22 protein-coding genes are annotated in these 18,862 nt (G+C 64.6%); 13 read left to right on the top strand and 9 right to left on the bottom strand.

The window, feature by feature from the left end:
• The 6 genes from Q0C23_RS02415 to tolB all read left to right on the top strand — a co-directional run.
• Positions 1-413 (top strand): Holliday junction DNA helicase RuvB C-terminal domain-containing protein (locus tag Q0C23_RS02415; RefSeq protein ID WP_291510786.1); only part of this gene is annotated, 413 nt, incomplete at its 5' end.
• Positions 406-828, top strand: a complete 423-nt coding sequence (ybgC, locus tag Q0C23_RS02420) for a tol-pal system-associated acyl-CoA thioesterase (protein WP_291510787.1) — start codon at positions 406-408, stop codon at positions 826-828. The genes Q0C23_RS02415 and ybgC, both read left to right, overlap by 8 nt.
• Before the next feature lie 6 nt (positions 829-834).
• Positions 835-1,536 (top strand): protein TolQ, encoded by a 702-nt coding sequence (tolQ, locus tag Q0C23_RS02425; RefSeq protein WP_291510788.1) that lies wholly within the window; start codon positions 835-837, stop codon positions 1,534-1,536.
• Complete coding sequence (tolR, locus tag Q0C23_RS02430) at positions 1,533-1,943, top strand: protein TolR (RefSeq protein WP_291510789.1); 411 nt, start codon at positions 1,533-1,535, stop codon at positions 1,941-1,943. The genes tolQ and tolR overlap by 4 nt, the downstream gene beginning before the upstream one ends.
• Complete coding sequence (gene tolA, locus Q0C23_RS02435; protein ID WP_291510790.1) at positions 1,940-2,962, top strand: cell envelope integrity protein TolA; 1,023 nt, start codon at positions 1,940-1,942, stop codon at positions 2,960-2,962. The genes tolR and tolA overlap by 4 nt, the downstream gene beginning before the upstream one ends.
• The gene (gene tolB, locus Q0C23_RS02440) at positions 2,955-4,229 is read left to right on the top strand and encodes a Tol-Pal system beta propeller repeat protein TolB (protein ID WP_291510791.1); all 1,275 of its coding nucleotides are present in this window, start codon (positions 2,955-2,957) and stop codon (positions 4,227-4,229) included. Before tolA ends, tolB begins: the two co-directional genes overlap by 8 nt.
• A 112-nt stretch (positions 4,230-4,341) precedes the next feature.
• Here tolB and queC read toward each other — a convergent pair whose 3' ends face one another.
• From queC to pal, 4 genes are read right to left on the bottom strand one after another with little or no spacing between them, the layout of a single operon-like run.
• The gene (queC, locus tag Q0C23_RS02445; RefSeq protein WP_291510792.1) at positions 4,342-5,028 is read right to left on the bottom strand and encodes a 7-cyano-7-deazaguanine synthase QueC; all 687 of its coding nucleotides are present in this window, start codon (positions 5,026-5,028) and stop codon (positions 4,342-4,344) included.
• Positions 5,029-5,052: 24 nt separating this feature from the next.
• Entirely contained in the window at positions 5,053-5,694 is a 642-nt protein-coding gene (queE, locus tag Q0C23_RS02450; protein ID WP_291510793.1) for a 7-carboxy-7-deazaguanine synthase QueE, read from the bottom strand.
• Complete coding sequence (ybgF, locus tag Q0C23_RS02455; protein ID WP_291510794.1) at positions 5,695-6,528, bottom strand: tol-pal system protein YbgF; 834 nt, start codon at positions 6,526-6,528, stop codon at positions 5,695-5,697.
• A 17-nt stretch (positions 6,529-6,545) separates the two neighbouring features.
• A complete protein-coding gene (gene pal, locus Q0C23_RS02460; RefSeq protein ID WP_291510795.1) occupies positions 6,546-7,127 on the bottom strand; it encodes a peptidoglycan-associated lipoprotein Pal in 582 nt (193 codons plus the stop codon).
• A 124-nt stretch (positions 7,128-7,251) separates the two neighbouring features.
• Here pal and hemC point away from each other — a divergent pair, with 124 nt between their 5' ends.
• From hemC to Q0C23_RS02480, 4 genes are all read left to right on the top strand, one after another.
• The gene (gene hemC, locus Q0C23_RS02465; protein WP_291510796.1) at positions 7,252-8,187 is read left to right on the top strand and encodes a hydroxymethylbilane synthase; all 936 of its coding nucleotides are present in this window, start codon (positions 7,252-7,254) and stop codon (positions 8,185-8,187) included.
• Positions 8,184-8,972, top strand: coding sequence for a uroporphyrinogen-III synthase (locus Q0C23_RS02470; RefSeq protein ID WP_291510797.1), 789 nt, complete (start codon positions 8,184-8,186; stop codon positions 8,970-8,972). The genes hemC and Q0C23_RS02470 overlap by 4 nt, the downstream gene beginning before the upstream one ends.
• On the top strand, positions 8,969-9,976 hold the full coding sequence (gene hemB, locus Q0C23_RS02475) for a porphobilinogen synthase (RefSeq protein ID WP_291510798.1): 1,008 nt from the start codon (positions 8,969-8,971) through the stop codon (positions 9,974-9,976). The genes Q0C23_RS02470 and hemB overlap by 4 nt, the downstream gene beginning before the upstream one ends.
• Positions 9,977-10,070: 94 nt before the next feature.
• On the top strand, positions 10,071-10,676 hold the full coding sequence (locus Q0C23_RS02480; protein WP_291510799.1) for an energy transducer TonB: 606 nt from the start codon (positions 10,071-10,073) through the stop codon (positions 10,674-10,676).
• Positions 10,677-10,739: 63 nt separating this feature from the next.
• Here Q0C23_RS02480 and Q0C23_RS02485 read toward each other — a convergent pair whose 3' ends face one another.
• The 3 genes from Q0C23_RS02485 to Q0C23_RS02495 all read right to left on the bottom strand — a co-directional run bounded on the left by Q0C23_RS02485 (position 10,740) and on the right by Q0C23_RS02495 (position 14,095).
• Positions 10,740-11,927, bottom strand: coding sequence for an EAL and HDOD domain-containing protein (locus Q0C23_RS02485; protein ID WP_291510800.1), 1,188 nt, complete (start codon positions 11,925-11,927; stop codon positions 10,740-10,742).
• Between the two features lie 175 nt (positions 11,928-12,102).
• Positions 12,103-13,452 carry an MFS transporter gene (locus Q0C23_RS02490; protein WP_291510801.1) on the bottom strand — a complete coding sequence of 450 codons (1,350 nt, stop codon included), beginning with the start codon at positions 13,450-13,452 and terminating at the stop codon, positions 12,103-12,105.
• A 10-nt stretch (positions 13,453-13,462) separates the two neighbouring features.
• Positions 13,463-14,095 carry a hemolysin III family protein gene (locus Q0C23_RS02495; RefSeq protein ID WP_291510908.1) on the bottom strand — a complete coding sequence of 211 codons (633 nt, stop codon included), beginning with the start codon at positions 14,093-14,095 and terminating at the stop codon, positions 13,463-13,465.
• Between the two features lie 77 nt (positions 14,096-14,172).
• On the opposite strand from Q0C23_RS02495, the gene Q0C23_RS02500 reads away from it, so the two are divergent.
• The 3 genes from Q0C23_RS02500 to Q0C23_RS02510 all read left to right on the top strand — a co-directional run bounded on the left by Q0C23_RS02500 (position 14,173) and on the right by Q0C23_RS02510 (position 17,148).
• Positions 14,173-14,298 carry a hypothetical protein gene (locus Q0C23_RS02500; protein WP_291510802.1) on the top strand — a complete coding sequence of 42 codons (126 nt, stop codon included), beginning with the start codon at positions 14,173-14,175 and terminating at the stop codon, positions 14,296-14,298.
• Between the two features lie 95 nt (positions 14,299-14,393).
• Positions 14,394-16,889 (top strand): heavy metal translocating P-type ATPase, encoded by a 2,496-nt coding sequence (locus Q0C23_RS02505; RefSeq protein ID WP_291510803.1) that lies wholly within the window; start codon positions 14,394-14,396, stop codon positions 16,887-16,889.
• Between the two features lie 52 nt (positions 16,890-16,941).
• Positions 16,942-17,148, top strand: coding sequence for a heavy-metal-associated domain-containing protein (locus Q0C23_RS02510; protein WP_291510804.1), 207 nt, complete (start codon positions 16,942-16,944; stop codon positions 17,146-17,148).
• Between the two features lie 40 nt (positions 17,149-17,188).
• Here Q0C23_RS02510 and Q0C23_RS02515 read toward each other — a convergent pair whose 3' ends face one another.
• Positions 17,189-17,902: a hypothetical protein gene (locus tag Q0C23_RS02515; RefSeq protein WP_291510805.1), complete on the bottom strand. Its 714-nt coding sequence runs from the start codon at positions 17,900-17,902 to the stop codon at positions 17,189-17,191.
• Between the two features lie 39 nt (positions 17,903-17,941).
• Positions 17,942-18,664, bottom strand: coding sequence for a translation initiation factor IF-2 (locus Q0C23_RS02520; RefSeq protein WP_291510806.1), 723 nt, complete (start codon positions 18,662-18,664; stop codon positions 17,942-17,944).
• Positions 18,665-18,862 lie beyond the last annotated feature (198 nt).

Consider the following 18,862-nt stretch of genomic DNA (forward strand, 5'->3'; position numbering starts at 1 on the left):
AGAACGCCCGCCGCTCCCGCGGCACCCCCCGCATTGCCAACCGCCTGCTGCGGCGGGTTCGGGACTACGCCCAGGTGCGCGGTCGGGGCGTCATCGACGAGGCCACGGCACAGGCCGCCTTGCGACTCATGGAGGTGGATGAGTACGGTTTCGATGGCCAGGATCGCAAGCTGCTGCAGGCGGTGATCCAGCGCTTTGGCGGTGGTCCGGTGGGGGTGGACAGCTTGGCCGCGGCCATTGGCGAGGAACGAGGCACCATCGAGGAAGTGCTCGAGCCCTTTCTCATCCAGAGAGGCTACCTGATACGCACCCCGCGTGGGCGCTGCGCGACCCAGCAGAGCTACCTCGCTCTGGGGCTGCCGGCCCCGGACACGGTCTCGACCGAACGCAGCGGGGACCTCTTCGATGTCTGAGGCAGGCTTCCTGGGACGTCACCAAGTGCGCGTATATTATGAAGATACGGATCACGGCGGGGTCGTGTATCATGCCAATTATCTGCGCTTCATGGAGCGCGCGCGAACGGAGATGTTGAGGACACTGGGCTTTTCTCTGGATGCCCTGGAGCGGGACGAGGGCGTGGTCTTTGCCGTGCGCCGGGCCGACCTCGACTACCTGGCACCGGCTCGTTTCAACGATCTGTTAGACATTCTGACCCGCGTTCAGCGACAGAGCCCCACGCGCACCTTTTTTGTGCAGGAGGTGCGCTGTGAGCGGGGTCTACTCTGCCGCGGCGACATCGAGGTCGTTTCGCTGCGCGCCGACAGCTTCCGTCCGACCCCCATCCCCAAGGCCCTGCGCGTGGTTTTTTCCGATATTTCTACTCAGTGAGACTCTATGGACCCCCAACACAGTATTGCCGCCGCCGAATCCCTCTCCCTAACGCACCTGGTGCTCAACGCCAGCTGGGTGGTGCAGGCCATCCTCGTGCTCCTGCTCGTCGCCTCCGTCGCCTCCTGGTACGTCATCTTCCAGAAGGCCCTGGTCTTTGCCCACGCCCAACGGGCACTGAAACGCTTCGAGAAACGCTTCTGGAGTGGTGGTGAGATGGCCCAGATCTACCAGCAGGTGACGGGCAACCCACAACTGGAGACGGGTGCTGGGGCCATCTTCTGTGCCGGCTACGAGGAGTTCCAACGACAGCGCAAGCAGGTACGCGGAGCCGACGCCCTGGATGCGGCCCGACGCGCCATGCGCGGTGCCCAGATCCGCGAGGTAGGTCAGTTGGAGGGGAATCTACCGCTGCTGGCATCCATCTCTTCGGTAGCCCCCTTCGTCGGTCTGCTGGGCACGGTGTGGGGCATCATGACGACCTTCATGAACATCGGCGCCGCCCAGCAGGCGACGCTGGCGACGGTAGCGCCTCCAGTGGCCGAGGCGCTCATTGCGACCCTGGCCGGCCTCTTCGCCGCCATCCCCGCGACCTTCTTCTACAACCGCTTCGTGCACCGGCTGGATGAACTGGACTCCCATTATGAGGTCTTCATGGATGAGTTCACCAACATCCTGCACCGGCAGACCCCGGAGGCGAAACCGTGAAGCGAAGGCGACTACTGGCGGAAATGAACGTCGTCCCCTATATCGACGTCTCCTTGGTACTGCTGGTGATCTTCATGCTCTCGGCACCACTGCTGACCCAGGGCGTGAACGTGAACCTGCCCAAAGGCGTCAGCAAACCCGTACCGGACAAGACCCCGCCCATCGTCATTTCCGTCAGCCGTAGCGGTAAGCTGTTCCTGCAGTATAAGGATACCCACCAGGCGGTGAAACTGGACGATCTGGCGCAGGTCGTGGAACGTTTGAGTCACGGTCATAGTGGCAGCACGCAGGTCCTGGTGGGTGGGGACGCCGCGGTGGACTACGGCAAGGTCATGGCGGTCATGGCTCGTCTGCAGCAGGCGGGGATTGCCAAGGTGGGCCTGTTGACACGCCCGGAGGGACATTGAAACGGGAGCCGCGCACAGCGCCACTGATCCTGGCCATCCTGCTCAATGCCGCGTTGCTCGCGGCCTTGTTCTGGACCTTCCACGTCAATATTCCCAGTGCCGGATCCACACCCATGCAGGCGCAGTTGGTCAGCTCCGCCGCGACCCCGGCGACTACGGCACCGGCGAAAACGCCGGTGAAGCCGACCCCCACTACCCAAGCACAGCCCACGCCGAAACCGGCCCCCACACCGCCGCCCAAAGCGGAACCCAAACCACAGCCTGAGCCAGAGCCGAAACCGAAGCCACAAGTCCAACCACAAAAGCAGGCAGAGGCAGCCCAGAAGCGCCTGGAAGAGCAGAAACAAGCGGCAGAACTGACGGCGCAGCGCGCCGCTGCGGAGAAGCACGCCGAAGAACTCGCCGCCAAGAAACGCGCCGCGCAACGTGCGGCAGAGCGCGAGGCGAAAGCAAAGGCGGCGGAGCAGAAGGCCGCGGCAGAAAAAGCGGCGGCAGAGAAGGCGGCCGCGGAAAAGGCCGCAGCAGAGAAGGCCGCGGCAGAAAAAGCGGCTGCGGAAAAGGCCGCTGCCGAGCGTGCCGCCCAGCTCAGGAAGGAACTGGCCGAACAGGCGGCCAAAGCTGCCGAGGCAGCGCGCGCCAAGGCCCTGCGCGAACGCATGGAGGCGCAGGCCAAGCTCCAGGCGGAAGCCAACATAGCGGCCGCGCGCGCCGCCCAGGCAGCAGAAAACCAAAAGCTCATCGCCCTGTTCAGCCAGCAGGTCCAGAGAAGGGTCTACAGCAAGTGGGACACCAACTTTGCCGCCGCACTCTCCTGTGTCGTGCAGATCCGCCTCAGTCCCACCGGCGCGATCATCGGCTCGCCGCAGATCCTGCGCTCCAGCGGCAATCCTCAGTTTGACCGCGCCGTGGTCAACGCCGTGGAGCAGGCCGCCCCCTTCGTGCCGCCCCTGGGCTTGTCGTACAATCTCTACAAGGAAGTCGACATCAAATTCAACGCTGAGGAACTCAATCATGGCTAGACGTCTGTGGATTCTGCTTCTGACCTTTGGCCTGGGGTTTTTCTGGAATCCCGTGGCGCAGGCCGCACTCACCGTCGACGTGACCAAAAGTGTGTCCTCGGCTCTGCCCATCGCCATACCGTCCTTTGGACCCGGCCTACCCGGTCAACCCAGTGTGGCGGAAGTCATCCGCAGCGATCTCAGTCACAGCGGACTCTTCCGGGTTCTCGCTCCCGGCAGTTATCCTGGCGACCCGCACCAGCCCATCGAAGTCAAGGCGAGCAGTTGGAGCGGCATCGGTGCGACAGGCCTCGCCATCGGTGACACCCAGAAACAGGCCAACGGCGATTACGTGGTGCAGGTCTACGTCTACAACGTGCAGACCGGACAGGAACTGGCCGCCCGCCGCTATACCTGTTCGCCAGCGGAGCTGCACATGACAGCGCATCACGTTGCCGATCTCATCTACCAGGCCTTCACTGGCAAGGCGGGACCTTTTGCCGCGCGCATCGCCTACGTGCGCCAGATAGGCAACGAATATACCTTGCTGGTGGCCGAGTCCGATGGTTGGAACCCGCACCCCGTCGTACGCGGCCGGATGCCGGTTTTTTCGCCGGTGTGGTCGCCGGATAACCACCGTTTGGCCTACGTCACCTATCACGACGCGCGCGCCATCATCTACATCCAAAATCTGGCCACGGGGCAGCGTCAGGCCGTCGCTCCGGGCGGTGAGATCGTCAGCGCGCCGGCCTTCTCGCCCAACGGTCGAGAGCTGGCCTATGCCCGCGCCCAAGGCGGAGCGACCAACCTCTACGTCGTCGATCTCGCCACCGGTCAACGCCGACAGCTGACCCACGGCAGCGCCATCAATACCTCACCCAGTTGGGCGCCCGACGGCCAGCATCTGGTTTTTGTATCCGATCGCGCCGGCAGCCCCCAGATCTATTCCATGGATGTGGCTGGAGGAGAGGTCCATCGGCTGACCTTTTCCGGCAACTACAACGCCAGCCCCGTCTATTCGCCCACGGGTCAGGACATCGCCTTCATTCACCGCACCGGTGGTGTCTATGCCTTGGCGGTGATGCGGGCCGATGGCAGCGACCTTCGTGTCCTGGACGCGCAAGGTAACTGCGATCACCCAAGCTTTGCCGGTAACGGTCAGATGATTCTGTACGGCACCCAACGCGGTGGTCGCAAGGTCCTCGCCGAGGCGAGCGTCGATGGCAAGACCTTGGCGATATTGCGTGGCGCAGCGGGCGAGGACAGCCAGCCGGCCTGGTCACACTGACGCGGCCCCTGGTGACGGACCGAAGCCGTGGAAAGCGGCTCGGTGTCAGTCCGCCCGGGCTCGGTCTCGCGTCCGCCGCCGCCAGGACCGCAGACCGAACCAGGCCGGACACTCAACGGTAGGGGGCGGGATCCCGTCGATCGAGCGCGGCAAAACCTGCCAGGCGCAGGCGGCAGCTGTCACAGCGACCACAGGAACGTCCTTCGGCGTCCAGTTGATAGCAGGACCGCGTCTGGGCATAGTCGACGCCCAGTTCCAGCCCCCTGCCAATGATTTCGGCCTTGCTGAGATATTGCAGCGGGGCATGGATGGTGAGTCTCTGACCCCGTTCGGCGCCGAGTACGGTGGCCACCTGTGCAAGCTCCTGGAAACGCTGGATGAATTCCGGTCTGCAATCGGGGTAACCGCTGTAATCCTGACTGTTCACACCAATGAAAATGTCTTGGATTCCAAGAACCTCGGCCAAAGCCAGGGCATAGGAAAGAAACAGAGTGTTGCGGGCCGGCACGTAGGTGACGGGAACACCCGCCTCTCCAGACCGCTCGGGCACGGCGATACGCTCGTCCGTGAGGGCGGATGCGCCAAACACCCGTAGATCCATTTTGAGGATACGGTGGCTGCGCACCCCTGCGGCATCGGCGAGCTTCCGTGCAAACCGAAGCTCCGTGGCGTGCCGTTGACCGTAGTCGAAGGATAGGGCGTGCAGGGCGAAGCCGGCTTCGCGAGCAATGGCGAGCACCGTGGCAGAATCCAGTCCGCCCGATAATAGAACGATGGCCTCTTTGTCGGTGTCGCCCATGCCGCCAACCCTCCCGCTGCCCTCTCAGTGGCCGGGGACATCTCCCCAGATGAGCTTATGCAACTGAATCTGCAGACGCACGGGCAGACGATCTTCGAGAATCCACTCCGCCAGATCCCTGGGGCTCAACTCCCCATGGGCCGGCGAGAACAACAACTCACAGCGGCCGACGAGCCCACGCTCGCGCACGGTGGTCCGTGCCCACTCGTAATCGCTGCGATCGCAGAGCACGAACTTGAGCTGATCGCGGCTGTTGATATAGTCCAGATTTTCCCAGAGGTTACGGTCGCACTCTCCCGATGCCGGGCTTTTCAGATCGAGAATCTTGACCACCCGCGGGTCGACGTCCACCACGCTCAGGGCGCCACTGGTTTCGAGATAGACCTCGCGCCCGCTGTCACACAGAGCGGTCATGAGGTCGTGCACCGCCGGCTGCGCCAAGGGCTCACCACCCGTGACGACCACCAAGCGATTGTCGCGCTCTGCGACCCGCGCCAGGACCTGGTCCCGCTCCAACCATTCGCCGCCGTGAAAGGCGTAAGCCGTATCGCAGTACCTGCAGCGCAGCGGACAGCCCGTGAGGCGAACGAAAGTTGCCGGAACACCGGACGCGCTAGTCTCACCCTGCAGGCTGTGGAAGATTTCGCTGACGCGCAGCCGGGACATCTAGCGCGACATGGCCTGTAACTGAGCCTGAGCTTTCTGCGCCGAGGGTGTACTGGGGTACTGCTTGAGTATCTTGTTGAGAACACCGCGCGCCTTGGCCGACTGACCTGTGGACTGGTAGACCTCCGCCAGGCGCAGCATCGCCTCCGGTGCCAGACTGCTCTGAGCGTACTGCGTCTCGACCGTAGTCAGGCTCTTGATGGCGGCATCGTTCTGTCCCAGCACATACTGCGCCTGACCCAACCAGTAGTAGGCGTTGACCACCAGACTGCTCTGGGGATACTTGCGGATGAACTCCTGCAGGGCGGTCACCGCTGAGCCGTATTTACCGGCGCGCAGCAGATCGAAGGCGCGCTGATAGTCGGCCTGTCCCAGACCCGGTACGCTGGACTCCGACGCTCCGCCCAAGGCACTGGCCAGGGCGCTGCTGGTATTGGTCGTTTGGGCAACGGACGCTACCGAAGCCGTGGGAGCGCTGCTGCCGAGGCCCGCGCTGCTGACCGGCGCCACGGTGGCAACTGCTGCCGCAACGCTATTGAGCCGCTCTTGCGTCGCTTTTTGCTGTTGCTCCAGAGCGTGGGTCTTGCTCTCCAGTTCGCCGCGCAGGTCGCGAATCTCCGCCTCCATTCTCTGGGAACGGTTGACCAGGTCGGCGAGGGCGCTCTGGCTGCCTCGCTCGGCCTTCTGCACGGCGATGAGACTGTTGACCTCACCTTGCAGCACCGACACTTCCTGGCGCAACTGCAGCAACTGCTCACTGGTAGACTGCGCCATGGCCACCGGGCTCAGTGCCGAGAGGCCCAGGACCAGGAGCAGTCGGGTTGTGTTTCTCATTCTCTAACCACCTTGGCTCATCCGCCGTTGTAACCGCCGCTGTAGACAAAATCGACACGCCGATTCTTGGCCCAGCAGCTCTCATCGTTCTGGTTGCACAGCGGATTGTCCTTGCCGAAGCTCACGGTGCTGATGCGTGCAGCGCTCACCCCTTGAGCCTCCAGGTAACGCTTCACCGCCTCGGCACGCCGCTCGCCCAAGGCCAGGTTGTATTCTTGGGTGCCGCGATCGTCGGTGTTGCCCTCCAAACGCACCTTGACGTGGGCGTGGTTCATCATGAACTGGGCATTCTGACTGGCGATCTCCTGCGCGCGAGCATCCAGGCTGTCGCTGTTGAAGGCGAAATGCACCCGCAGATGCTGCGGCAGTGCTGCCAGCTCGGCCGCCGTGAGCCCACTGTTGGCACCACCGATGGGACCGTTGGCATCCAGCTGCTGGGAGCCGATCCCCGCACCGTTGTAGGCGGCCGTACCGGCCGACTCCACCGGCGCCACAGGTCCGGTGGCCTTGGGCGCGCCACTGCCGACGTTGCTGGCGCAACCGGCGAGGGCCAAGATTCCCGCAGCGGTGGCGGCTATCCATATCGTTGTGCGTTCCATGTGCTAATCTCCAGAAAGAATGGGCGAATTGTATATTGCGCGCTCTACCCGAAGCAATGGCATCCCTTGACAGGCCCCATTGCGCTGCTAAGGTGGGGCATCGCCATGGCATAAACGGCAGGATATGTCCCGCTCGAGCTCCACATCCCCCCTGCGTATCGGCACGCGCGCCAGTCCGCTTGCTCTCTGGCAGGCCGAACACGTGCGCGCGGGCCTGCTGCGCGAGCATCCCGGAATACAGGTTGAGATCGTGCCCATGACCACGCAGGGGGACCGGATGCTCGCCGCCCCGCTGCATCAGATTGGAGGCAAGGGTCTCTTTGTCAAAGAGATCGAGACCGCCTTGCTGGAGCGTGTCGTGGACTTGGCGGTGCACTCCATGAAGGACGTACCGGCGCAGCAGCCGGAGGGTCTGGAGATCGCCGCCATTCTGGCGCGGGAAGACGTGCGGGACGCCTGGGTCTCTTCTAAATTTGCGGGTCCCGACGACCTTCCGCCCGACGGCCGGGTGGGGAGCTCCAGTCTGCGTCGGCGGGCGCAGCTTCTGCATCGTCTCCCCGGAATCGTGGTACTGGACCTGCGCGGCAACGTTGCCACGCGCCTGCGCAAACTGGACGCCGGTGACTACGACGGTATCGTGCTGGCGGCGGCCGGTCTCAAACGTCTGGGTCTTGCGGATCGGATCCGCCAGGTGTTGGAGCCCGAGCTCTCGCTCCCGGCGGTAGGCCAGGGTGCCATCGGCGTGGAAATCCGTAGCGATGACGCACGTATCCGCACCCTGCTCGAGCCCCTGAACGATGTGCTGACGAGCCGCTGCGTCCGTGCCGAGCGCCACATGAATCGCCTCCTCGGCGGCGACTGCCGCCTGCCCGTTGCTGCCCTGGCACAGGCCGACGGCGACACTCTGCGGCTGCGCGGGCTGGTGGCCAGCCCCGATGGGCGCGAAGTGCTGCGGGCCGAGGCGATAGGTGACGAAGCCGAGACCCTGGGAGAAAACGTCGCCCAAGCGCTCCTGGCACAGGGGGCGCAAGGCATCATCGACGAGGTAAGACGGTCATGAGCGAGCTTCTGCGCGGCAAGGGCGTCGTGGTCACGCGCCCCAAGGAACAGTCTGCCGAGCTCATCGCTCTGCTGGAAGCGGCCGGTGCGCATCCCATTCCCTTTCCGGCCATCCGTATCGAGGCGCCGGAAAACTGGCAATCCCTGGATGCCGCCCTGGATGGGCTGGCGCGCTTTCGGTGGGCGATCTTCAGCAGCCGCAACGCCGTCCAGTTTGCGCTCAGCCGCCTGCAGGGGCGCGCACAGGAGTGGCCCAAGTCCGTGCAGGTCGCCGCTGTCGGTCGCGAGACCGCACGCGCCCTGAAGGATTTCGGCCTGAGCGTCGATCTCGTACCAGACCGCTTCAGCTCCGAGGGTTTGCTGGAGCATCCTGCTTTGCGGGAGGTGCAGGGAGTGGAAGTCGCCATATTCGCAGGCGACCAAGGACGGGAGCTGCTGGAGCACACCCTGAGCGAGCGCGGCGCGCTGGTGGAAAAGGTCTACTGTTACCGACGCAGCGTGCCCGGCGCCAACCCTACACCCCTCCTGCACGCCTGGGCACGGGGCGAACTGCATGCCGTGACGGTCACCAGTCCTGAGATTTTCAACAACTTCTATCAGATGGTAGGGGGCTTGGGGCAGCGTTGGCTCAAGAACACTCCCATTGTCGCCATCAGCCCGCTCACCGCCGAGGCCGTCACGGCCAAAGGACTGCCCGCACCCTGGGTGGCTCCCGAGGCCAGCAATCAGGGTCTGCTGCAAGCGCTTCGGGATTGGGCCAAGCACATGGAGGATTCGGAACGATGAGTACCACCTTGCCCATGCCACATCGCCTGATGGCGCGCCACCAGCCGCGCCGCCTGCGCCGCCGTCCTTCCATGCGCTCGCTGCTGCGCGAGACGCAGCTGCAGGCCAGCGATTTCCTCCTCCCGATCTTTCTGGTGGACGGTGAGGGCATACGTGAGGCCATATCGTCCATGCCCGGCGTGTACCGGCACAGTATCGACTCTTGTCTGAAACTCTGCGGCGAGGCGGTCGCGCGGCGGATCCCCGGAGTGCTCCTCTTCGGGGTCGTGCCCGCGCAGTGCAAGGACGCGGCAGGTTCTGCCTCCTGGGCCAGCGACGGCCTGGTCCAACGCGCCACCCGCGCCATCCGTGAGCGCTATCCGGATCTTCTGGTGATCGCCGACGCCTGCTTCTGCGAATATACCGACCACGGACATTGCGGGGTGCTCGCGGCCGATGGCGATCGCGACGATCCGGCCACCCTCGAGAATCTCCAGCGACAGGCCCTCTCCTATGCCGAGGCCGGCGTCGACGTCATCGCTCCCTCGGGCATGGTGGACGGCATGGTGCTGGCCATTCGCGAGGTCCTGGATGCGGCCCGCTACGAGCGGGTGGCGATCCTCTCCTACGCGGTAAAGTACGCCAGCGCCTTCTACGGTCCCTTTCGCGACGCCGCCGACAGTGCCCCCAGCTTCGGCGATCGCCGCGCCTACCAGATGGATCCCGCCAACCGCCGCGAAGCCTTCCGGGAGCTGGCTCTGGATCTGGAGGAAGGCGCCGACATGGTCATGGTCAAGCCCGCCATGCCCTACCTGGACATACTCCGAGACCTGCGGGAACGCTGCGATTTCCCCGTTCTGGCCTATCAGGTGTCGGGCGAATACAGTATGCTTCGCGCGGCCGCCGACGCTGGTGTTCTGGAACTCGAGCGCAGCGTGCTGGAGTCTCTGCTGGCGATCAAGCGCGCCGGCGCCGATGCCATCATCAGCTATTTCGCCATCGAGGTCGTAGACTGGCTGGATTGAGCGCTTTCGTGCCCAGCCGCCACGGCACCGGTAGCTGTCCCAGCCTCCTCGCTGCGGTACGGCGAGACGGCGTATCCGGGACGGGCGATAAACCATGCCGCATCTGAAGCGCCGCATCCTGCGCTCTGTGTCCTTTGGGCTGGGTGCCGGTGACCTGGATCAGCTCTTCCCCTGGCTGCTGTTGTCCAGCCTGTGCCTCGGCAGCCTCTTTCTGCTAGCCTTGGGTACCGGCGCCCTGACCCTGCCCCGGGTTCCACCCATCTCGTCCTACGTTCAGATCGATCTCGTCTCGGCGGCACCTGCCGACAACGCGGGCAGTCCCGCCTTGCCCGTTACCGCGGCGGGACAGGGGCTCCCCGTGCAGCGCGCCGCAACGGCGCGTGCCCCCAGTGCCACACCATCGGACCCGCAACAGCAGCTCGCCGCCTATCTGAGGGAATGGGAACGACGGGTGGCCCAAATTGCCGGAGGCACTCTGGCAGGGCAGGCCGTCCCTCAAGGTCGATTGGTGGTCGCCATCACCATTGACCCCGCCGGTCATCTGCGCCAAGTGCAGATCCTACGTGGTGGGGAGCACCGCGATCTCGTCCTGGCCGTGGAAAACATTTTGCAGCAGGCAGCACCCTTCCCGCCTCTGCCGCCCTCTTGGCAGCATCCGCCCCAGGATCTGCGCATCGTGCGCACCTGGAACTTCGAGTGACACCCACCGAACCCAAGACATTTCCCAAGGGGCGCGCGATAGCCGCAGACCTGGGCCAGAACTCTAGGGCAAGGCTGCAGACCAGGCCAACGCATCCAGACTCAGTCGCCCGAGGATACCGTCGGGCAGACCCAGACGCTGCCGGAGCTTCTGAGCCGCATCTTCATCCTGGCGCTCGATGGCCTCTACCAAGGCGAGAATCTGGCCATCCTCTCCAGTCCGCGACAATAGCGCCTCTCGCAGGGCATCGGCCAGATGCAGTTCGTGCAGGAGATCGGGCATGGGCTGGTCCATGAGAGCGTCCAGCAGAGACAGCATGCCGACCAGGAAGCTGCGATGCAGTGCGGCGGGGTGCTGGTCGAGTGTGGTGGAGTTCTCGCGGATGATTTCGGCCAGACGCGCGCGCGTGCTTGCCTGCAGTGCAAGCGACGCCCTCGCAGGTCCCTGCGTGGTGAACATCAGCAAAGTGAGCCAGCGCTGCAGGGGCTGACGTCCCAGCAGCACCAAGGCGCGTCGGATGCTGTCGATGGTTTCGCCACGACGCAGTCCTGCAGAATTGAGGTAACGTAACAACTGATAGGAGAGGGCGGGATCGCGGCGGAATCCTTCCTCAATCTCTTCCAGCGGGCCCTCGGCAGCGAGTAGATTGATGAGGTGAAACACCACACGTTGCTGGCTGCTGAGCTTCTTTCCCGCGACGGTCTCCGGGCGCATGAAATAATAGCCTTGGGCGTAATCAAAGCCCGCCTCGAAGCATTGTTGCGCCAATGCTCGGGTTTCTACGCGGGTAGCGACGGTAGCAAGGTGTGCCGTGATGGACCCCGCCCGGCGGATGAGCATCAGAGCGCGCTGCCAGTCTGCCGGAGCGGACTCGTACAGGTCGATCTTCACGTAATCCATCAAGGGCAGCAGGGCCAGCTGCCAGGGCAGACCCGAGAAGCGATCCAGAGCCAGACGAAAGCCATGTTTTTTCAGGGCAAGGATCTTGTCCAGGAACTCCTGCCCGGGCGCCTGCGCGAGGGTAAACTCGGGGACGATCTGACGCACGGGAAACAGTTCGAGACTCTTCTCGTCGAACAGACTGTCGGTGAAATTCACAAAAGCCGGCTTGCCGCCCAGCAGAGATTCCACCGGAAACCAGCTGAAAGCCTTGACCAGAACCCTGGCCGAAGCCAGAAATGGATCTGCAAGAATCGTTTCGCTGTCGCGCGCAAAAAGCTCGTAGGCGATGACCTCGCCATGGCGCCCCATGATAGCCTGCCTGGCGACGAGTTCGGGACCTACGGACTTGCTTTCTGTGGGTACTTCGGGGGGTGGTGACATCATCGGTGTGCTTATCCGGCTCGGCAATGGCAAGGACGCTTTCGGCGCGAACCTTGTGGCGTGGCGCCATCGAACTCTTAGATGGTCAGCAAAGGCGTATCTGTCAAGGTCCCGGCTTGGCAGCCTCCAGCGCCTCGCGTTCCAACGCCTCGAGGCTGCGGGCACTGCTCTCGACGGCAAAGCGGGCGGTGATGGCACGACCGAGCCAGGCCACCGCCGCCACCGCCATGAGCAATGCGGCAACACCCACACGCTGTTCCAGGATGGGAAAGAGCACTGCCGAAAACACGGCGCCGAGGCGCGAGACAGAGGTGGCCAGACCGGCCACACTTGCCCGCCACTCCGTTGGGAAAATCTCTACCGCAAGGGCAAAGATGGTGACCGCCGGCCCTAGGCCCAGACCCAGGGCATAGAGGGTGCTGCCGAAAAAGAGAACCACCACCGAGGGCATGGCCACACCCAGGGCAAAGATCGCAAGGCCCACGGCCATCAGAGCAAACCCCCCTTTCTGCAGAGGAATGCGACCTACTCGGTCGATCCGGGGCAGAATGTAGACGATGGCGCTGGCCGTGACGATTTCGAAGATAAGATTGATACCGGCAGCAGCCATATCGCTGCTGGCCACCTGGGTACTGCGCAACACGCTCGGGAGGTAGAGCGCAATCCCCAGGCTCACCACGTCCAGGCAAAACCAGGGTAGCACACCGAGGACCAGCCGACGGCGCCATGCCCGCTTCTGCCACAGGGGCGCCAGTGACATGCGTTGCGCACCGAATCCATCCAGGCGGACACGCACGGCGTCCTCGTCCAGACCCGGCTCGAGGGCACGCAGGGCCGCCGCGGCCGCTTTGCTGCGCCCTTGTCGCAGCAGCCAGCGCGGTGACTCGGGAAGCCGACGACGCAGCCATAAAAGACCCACGGCCGGTATCACCGCGCTTGCCAGCATCCAGCGCCAGGAGTCCGGTCCCACAGGCAGCAGGATCAGGCCCAGAACGGTAGAAAATACAGCGCCACCGAACCAGGCCAGATTGACCCAGGCAAAACCGCGACCCCGGCGCACCGTGGCGCTGTATTCAGCAACGATGGTCGCTACCAGGGGATAATCGAGACCGATGGCAAGACCCGTCACGAAACGTCCGAGGAACAGGATTCCAAGGTCGGGACTCAGGGCGCTGATGACGGCCCCGAGCACGTAGAGCATCACATTGGGCAGCAGCAGACGCTGGCGGCCAAAACGATCCGTCACCCATCCACCCAGCACACCGCCCACCAGAGAACCCAACAGGGCCATGGCCATGAGGGTGCCCACATCCGCCGCGGATGGCTGCCACTGGCTTTTCAGCGGCAGGAGGGCGATGGCCAGGATACTGAGGTCAAAACCATCCAGAAACATGCCGAGGGTGGCTGCCCACAGGGCTCGGGTATTTTTGCCGGAGGCTGCCACTGCGCGCATGGGGCGCCCGTCAGGAACTCACGGCAAGCCAAATACCCCAGAATTGCAGGGCGGTACCCGCCAGGACAAAAAGGTGCCAAATGGCATGAAAATAGCGTCGGGCATCCATCACAAAGAAAACCACGCCCGCCGTGTAGGCGAGCCCACCCGCCCCGAGGTACCACAGGGATAGGCCCGGTGCCGCTTGGTACAGAGGGCCGACCGCCAGCAGAATGAGCCAACCCATGACGAGATACCACCACAGAGATAGGGCCGCGAAACGCTCGCGCAAACGCCACAGCAGCAGGGCCCCGATTATGGCCAGCAGCCACTCTGCCGCAAAGATTCCCCAACCGAGAGGCCCGCGCAGCATGAGGAGACTCACGGGAGTGTAGGTGCCGGCGATGAGGCCGTAGATGGCGGTACGGTCCAGCAGCTGCAAGCGCTCTTTCTGCGGGCCGCTGCGCCAGGCGTGGTACAGGAGAGAGCTCAGATAGAGCAGAGCCGCGGTGAGGAGAAAGAGGCCCAGGGCGAGCAGAGCCCGCGTCGACAGGGACGACCAGCGTGGTACGACGAGCAGCGCAAAGGCCGCCAATGCAAGCCCCACCCCCGCACCGTGGGACACGGCGTTGATCTGCTCTTCTCGCAGAGATTGCTCCCGCATCACCGCACCCCCCTTGCCCAAATGCTTGCGGTTATAGCAGCCGCTGCGCACCGTGGCAAATGACCGCGGTGGGCGTCGTGTCCAGGGAACGGGCCCATATCCACGGCCATGATCAGCGTCCGAAGAGTGTCGGCGGCGTGCCGCTTCAGCTGGCCATGCAGGCGGCTGGACCCGAACGCATCGGGGGTGTACACCATGGCTGAACCAAGAGGAGCGGGCTCCGTTTCCCGGGCCTTGACTCTGCACTGCCTTGTAGAGTTTAGAATGGCGACATCGTGTGCTGTGCGGGGATGACGACATGAGCGAAGCAGAGACGGAGCGACTGGATATCGGCGTTCGCGGGATGACCTGCGCCTCCTGCAGCAGTCGAGTGGAGCGCGCCCTGGAGCGTCTTCCGGGGGTAGTGTCGGCGCAGGTGAATCTTGCCACGGAACGTGCCGAGGTCTGTTTCACCCCTGGGCAGCAGTCCGCGCCGGCAGTCGTCGCAGCCGTCCAGGCCAGCGGTTACGAGCCGGTGGTACAAGAGGCGGAAATCGCCGTCGCCGGAATGACCTGTGCGTCCTGTGTGGGCCGGGTCGAGCGCGCCTTGCGCCGGCAGCCCGGGGTACTCGAGGCCAGTGTGAATCTCGCCACCGAGAAAGCCACGGTCCGCTATCTGCCCACCATGGTAAAGACCGAGGATTTACTGGCGGCTATCCGCAAAGCGGGATACGAGGCAAGCCTCACGAATCCGACCAAAGGCGCCGATGCCGGCTTGCAGGCATCGCGCGAAACGGCGGCGCGCTCGCTGTGGCTAGCGTCGGGGGCCGCGCTCATCGTGCTCTGCCTCGCCATGATACCGCCCTGGTGGCCCGGTCTTGAGCGACTCGTCGGCTCCATCAGCCCCTTCCCCCGAGCTTCCGAGTGGCTGCAGATGTTCTTGACGACTTTCGTGCTCTTCGGCCCGGGCCGACGTTTTTTTCGGGCCGGCTGGGTTGCTTACCGTCACCTTGCCCCGGACATGAATTCTCTGGTCGCCACCGGAACCGGCGCCGCTTGGCTCTACAGCCTGCTGGTATTGCTGACGCCCGGGATCTTTCCGGCGGCCGCTCGGCATGTCTACTTCGATTCTGCCGCGGTCGTGGTCGCCGCCATCCTCGTCGGGAAATATCTGGAGGCGGCAGCGAAGGATCGCAGTGCCGCGGCCATAGCCCAGCTGGCCAGGCTGCAGGTCCGCAGCGCCGCCGTTCTGGACGAGGCCGGACAGACCCATGAGACCCCCATTGCGGAACTGCGGCCCGGGCAGCGGGTACTGGTGCGCCCGGGTGAACGCATTCCCGTCGATGGTCGGGTGGTCGAGGGTCGGGCCGAGGTGGATGAAGCCATGCTGACTGGCGAGCCCTTGCCGCAGGTCCGCCGTCCCGGCGACAACGTAGTGGGCGGCACCCTGTGTCGGGATGGTCGCCTGGTCATCGAGGTCACGAAGCGCACCGGTGATACCGTACTCGCCCAGATCATCCGTCTGGTGGAGAACGCACAGAGCGGCAAACTGCCCATTCAGGGGCTCGCGGATCGCGTCGTGCGGGTCTTCACCCCCCTGGTGCTGCTCACCGCCGCCCTCAGCTTCGGCGCTTGGCTGGCGCTGACGGGAGATCTCAGCCAGGCGCTGGTCGCTGCGGTCGCGGTGCTCGTCGTTGCCTGCCCCTGCGCCATGGGCCTCGCGACTCCCGCTGCCGTGCTCGTCGGTACCGGGCGGGCGGCGGAGCTGGGGGTGCTGTTTCGCTCCGGTGAGGCTCTGGAGCATCTGGCTCGAGCCAACACTCTGATATTCGACAAAACCGGTACCCTGACCACCGGCCGCCCGGTTCTCGTGGGCTACCACGGAACCGATCCCGACCAAGCGCTGCGCCTGGCAGCCGCGGCGGAGCAAGGCTCGGAGCATCCTTTGGGGCAGGCCTTGGTCAATGCCGCACGTGAGCACGGCCTGGTCCTGCCGCCGCTGCAGGATTTTCAGGCCCTGCCCGGCCTCGGCCTGCGTGCCCGAGTAGAAGACCACGCGGTCTTGCTGGGCTCCGCCGAATTTCTGCGTGGCGAGGGCATCGTCGTGGACGAGACCAGCGTCACGACCACCGCGGACATGCCCGCCCATGGCCGGATCTATCTGGCCCTGGACGAACGATTCTGGGGCAGCTTCCGTTTTGCCGACCCCTTGCGCCCGGAGGCCGTTCGCGTGGTCGACAGTTTACGCCGCCGCGGTTTCGAGCTCTGGATGATCACCGGGGATGCGGCGAGCACCGCCATGGCGGTGGCGCGAGAACTGGGTATCCAGCACTGGTACGCGGGAGTGCTGCCCCAGGATAAGGCCAAGCGGGTGGGGGAACTGCGCGAAGCGGGCAAGAAGATCGTCTTCGTCGGTGACGGCATCAACGATGCTCCGGCCCTGGCCACGGCCGATGTCGGCATTGCCCTCGCCAGCGCTACGGATATAGCCCGGGCGGCGGCGGATGTGACCCTGACCCATGGGCGACTGGAAGCCGTGGTCACTGCCGTCGACGTCGCTCGGCACACCCTGGCCAACATCCGCGGCAATCTGTTCTGGGCCTTTTTCTACAATATTTTGCTGATACCGGTCGCCGCAGGGCTTGCGGCACCCTGGGGGTTGACCCTGAACCCTATGGCGGCGGGCGTGGCCATGGCCTTATCCTCGGTCTTCGTCCTCAGCAACAGCCTACGTCTGCGGCGACTGCAGCCTTTCCCGGAGATAGCCGTGACGGCAGGCCATTCATCGGCGCCGGTCGCAGAGCAGTATCCCTAGACCGGCGAGGGCGAGATACTGAGATTTCACTAGAGCTTTTGAGGAGGCAATCGTGAAGGAACTGCACTTGAACATCCGCGGTATGACCTGTGGCCACTGCGTGCGCGCCGTGCGTGAGGCGTTGGAAGCCGTCCCTGGCGTCACTCGGGCCGAAGTCAGCCTCGAAGCATCCGAGGCCACCATTCAGGGGGATGTCGACCCCAAAGCGCTCGTGGCCGCCGTAGAAGCGGAGGGTTACAGCGCCGAGGTCCGGACCTGAGGCATGCCCCGTTGTAGCGCGACACTCGGATCCGGGCCGCTCAGGAGCTGGGCGGGACGATGTGCAGGGCCTCTCCCCAGCGACTGTAGACGATGGATTCCGTGAGCTGGTAGGGGATGCCCGCCTGTACTGCCGTCTCCAGGAGGTGGGCGGCGCAGAGATAGTGGGGAGCGGCCTCGGCTACCCAGAGATCCCCTGAGGCCTCCTGGATCGTTCCCAGTTGTAACCCTTCAGCGTGCCTTGAAAGACTGGCCACTCCGGCAGGACTCAGGGTGAAGGCGTAGCCGATACAGGTTTGGCCATCGATGGGTCGCGCCGGCAGCGTCTGCAATGCTCCAAGATAAGGCTCCAGATCCTGCCAGGGAATGGCCTTGGGAATCCGTATCGCTGCGGCTTCCTCACGGAACGGCCCGCCGGGCGGCGTCGTCCGATACCAGACGCGATCCCCCAGCGTGATGCTCTGCGCCTCCAGAGTGACGCCGGGCAGCGGATGCAGGCGCGCCTCGACGGAGCTGGCTTTTTCCTCGAGATCCATGGCCCCCGTGGATTCTGCCGAGATGGGCAGCATGGATGAACGAACCACCAGGTGAAAATGGTAGGGAGTATCCATGGCCCGCTGTACCGCATCCGCCAGCAGGGGTGGTATGGCGGCGGACGGGGCGCTGGACGCCGGCACCGTAGCCTGGGCAGACGCGGAAACCGGTAGCCAGAGGGCAGCGGCCAGCATGGTGAGCAGAGGGACGGGTCTTTTCACGAGGACGGCACTCCAGACTGCCAAGATTGAAACCAAGATTCAGGGCCGCGGCGGGCCGCCGTGTGGGCCCATGCCCCCTCCCGGCTCCCCGGGTCCACGTTGCTCCGGCCCAGGCCCGTGGGGCCCAGGTCCGTGGGCTTCGGGACCGTGGGGTCCGCCGCCAGGATGTGGACCGCCGGGACGTGGACCTCGCGGTCCTTCCCCGGGACCACCGTGCGGACCGGGCCCGTAAGCGCGAAAATCGGGACCCCGGTCCTCCGGGTAGCGCTCCCGTCCACGCCCCTGGAACTCTGGCCGATACTCCCCGGGCCCGCGAAACCGTGGGCCCCGATCGTGCTCCGCCCAGAGCCAACGGCCCGGCGGCGGCCGATACCGTCCTGGGGGTGGTGGCGGCGGCGGGGCAACACCGAGTACCCGGAAGAAGCGGTCCGGCGGCGGCGGGGGCGGCATGCCGCGCGGCGGCGGGGGCGGCGGCGGGGCGCCATAGGGTGGAGGTGGCGGCGGCGCCGCATAGTAGCGATAGTAGAGTTGCGGGTAGTACTGCCAGATCACATATTGCGCATACAACGGCGCCGGATAGTACCTCACATATGTGGGCGGCGGCACGAGGTAGGCGTACTGCGGAAAATTGGAGAAGCCAATAGGATAACCGGGCCCTCCCAGATTCAGCTGCAACTGGACATCGGCCAGGACCGGTCCGATCCCTGCGGAACCCAGAATGGCGATTGCCCCGGCCATTAACAGCGATTTTTTGGGATGCATCGTTCTCTCTCCAGTCCCACTTCAGGACGGCTTCACGTCCACCCATCAAGCAGGATTCATGCCGGGTGTTCTTTGCTCCGCATCAGGCGGGCCGCCGACGGGCTAAATCGGGATCGAAGCGCGCCGTATCGAGTCTGAAGTCCCGAACGAGGTGGGCAAAAGAAGGTCGGCTGCCATCCCGACGGATGGCAAACGTCG

This window comes from Acidithiobacillus sp., assembly GCF_023256195.1.
In the GTDB taxonomy this organism is placed as follows: Bacteria; Pseudomonadota; Gammaproteobacteria; order Acidithiobacillales; family Acidithiobacillaceae; genus Acidithiobacillus_A.

What these genes read in the sequence shown, in the direction of transcription:
- queE (WP_291510793.1), bottom strand. Translation starts at nt 5,694, where the DNA reads ATGTCCCGGCTGCGCGTCAGCGAAATCTTCCACAGCCTGCAGGGTGAG.
- Q0C23_RS02480 (WP_291510799.1), top strand. Translation starts at nt 10,071, where the DNA reads ATGCCGCATCTGAAGCGCCGCATCCTGCGCTCTGTGTCCTTTGGGCTG.
- tolQ (WP_291510788.1), top strand. Translation starts at nt 835, where the DNA reads ATGGACCCCCAACACAGTATTGCCGCCGCCGAATCCCTCTCCCTAACG.
- hemC (WP_291510796.1), top strand. Translation starts at nt 7,252, where the DNA reads ATGTCCCGCTCGAGCTCCACATCCCCCCTGCGTATCGGCACGCGCGCC.
- tolB (WP_291510791.1), top strand. Translation starts at nt 2,955, where the DNA reads ATGGCTAGACGTCTGTGGATTCTGCTTCTGACCTTTGGCCTGGGGTTT.
- ybgC (WP_291510787.1), top strand. Translation starts at nt 406, where the DNA reads ATGTCTGAGGCAGGCTTCCTGGGACGTCACCAAGTGCGCGTATATTAT.
- Q0C23_RS02485 (WP_291510800.1), bottom strand. Translation starts at nt 11,927, where the DNA reads ATGGGGCGCCATGGCGAGGTCATCGCCTACGAGCTTTTTGCGCGCGAC.
- Q0C23_RS02470 (WP_291510797.1), top strand. Translation starts at nt 8,184, where the DNA reads ATGAGCGAGCTTCTGCGCGGCAAGGGCGTCGTGGTCACGCGCCCCAAG.
- Q0C23_RS02520 (WP_291510806.1), bottom strand. Translation starts at nt 18,664, where the DNA reads ATGCATCCCAAAAAATCGCTGTTAATGGCCGGGGCAATCGCCATTCTG.
- queC (WP_291510792.1), bottom strand. Translation starts at nt 5,028, where the DNA reads ATGGGCGACACCGACAAAGAGGCCATCGTTCTATTATCGGGCGGACTG.
- pal (WP_291510795.1), bottom strand. Translation starts at nt 7,127, where the DNA reads ATGGAACGCACAACGATATGGATAGCCGCCACCGCTGCGGGAATCTTG.
- Q0C23_RS02505 (WP_291510803.1), top strand. Translation starts at nt 14,394, where the DNA reads ATGAGCGAAGCAGAGACGGAGCGACTGGATATCGGCGTTCGCGGGATG.
- ybgF (WP_291510794.1), bottom strand. Translation starts at nt 6,528, where the DNA reads ATGAGAAACACAACCCGACTGCTCCTGGTCCTGGGCCTCTCGGCACTG.
- hemB (WP_291510798.1), top strand. Translation starts at nt 8,969, where the DNA reads ATGAGTACCACCTTGCCCATGCCACATCGCCTGATGGCGCGCCACCAG.
- Q0C23_RS02495 (WP_291510908.1), bottom strand. Translation starts at nt 14,095, where the DNA reads ATGCGGGAGCAATCTCTGCGAGAAGAGCAGATCAACGCCGTGTCCCAC.
- Q0C23_RS02490 (WP_291510801.1), bottom strand. Translation starts at nt 13,452, where the DNA reads ATGCGCGCAGTGGCAGCCTCCGGCAAAAATACCCGAGCCCTGTGGGCA.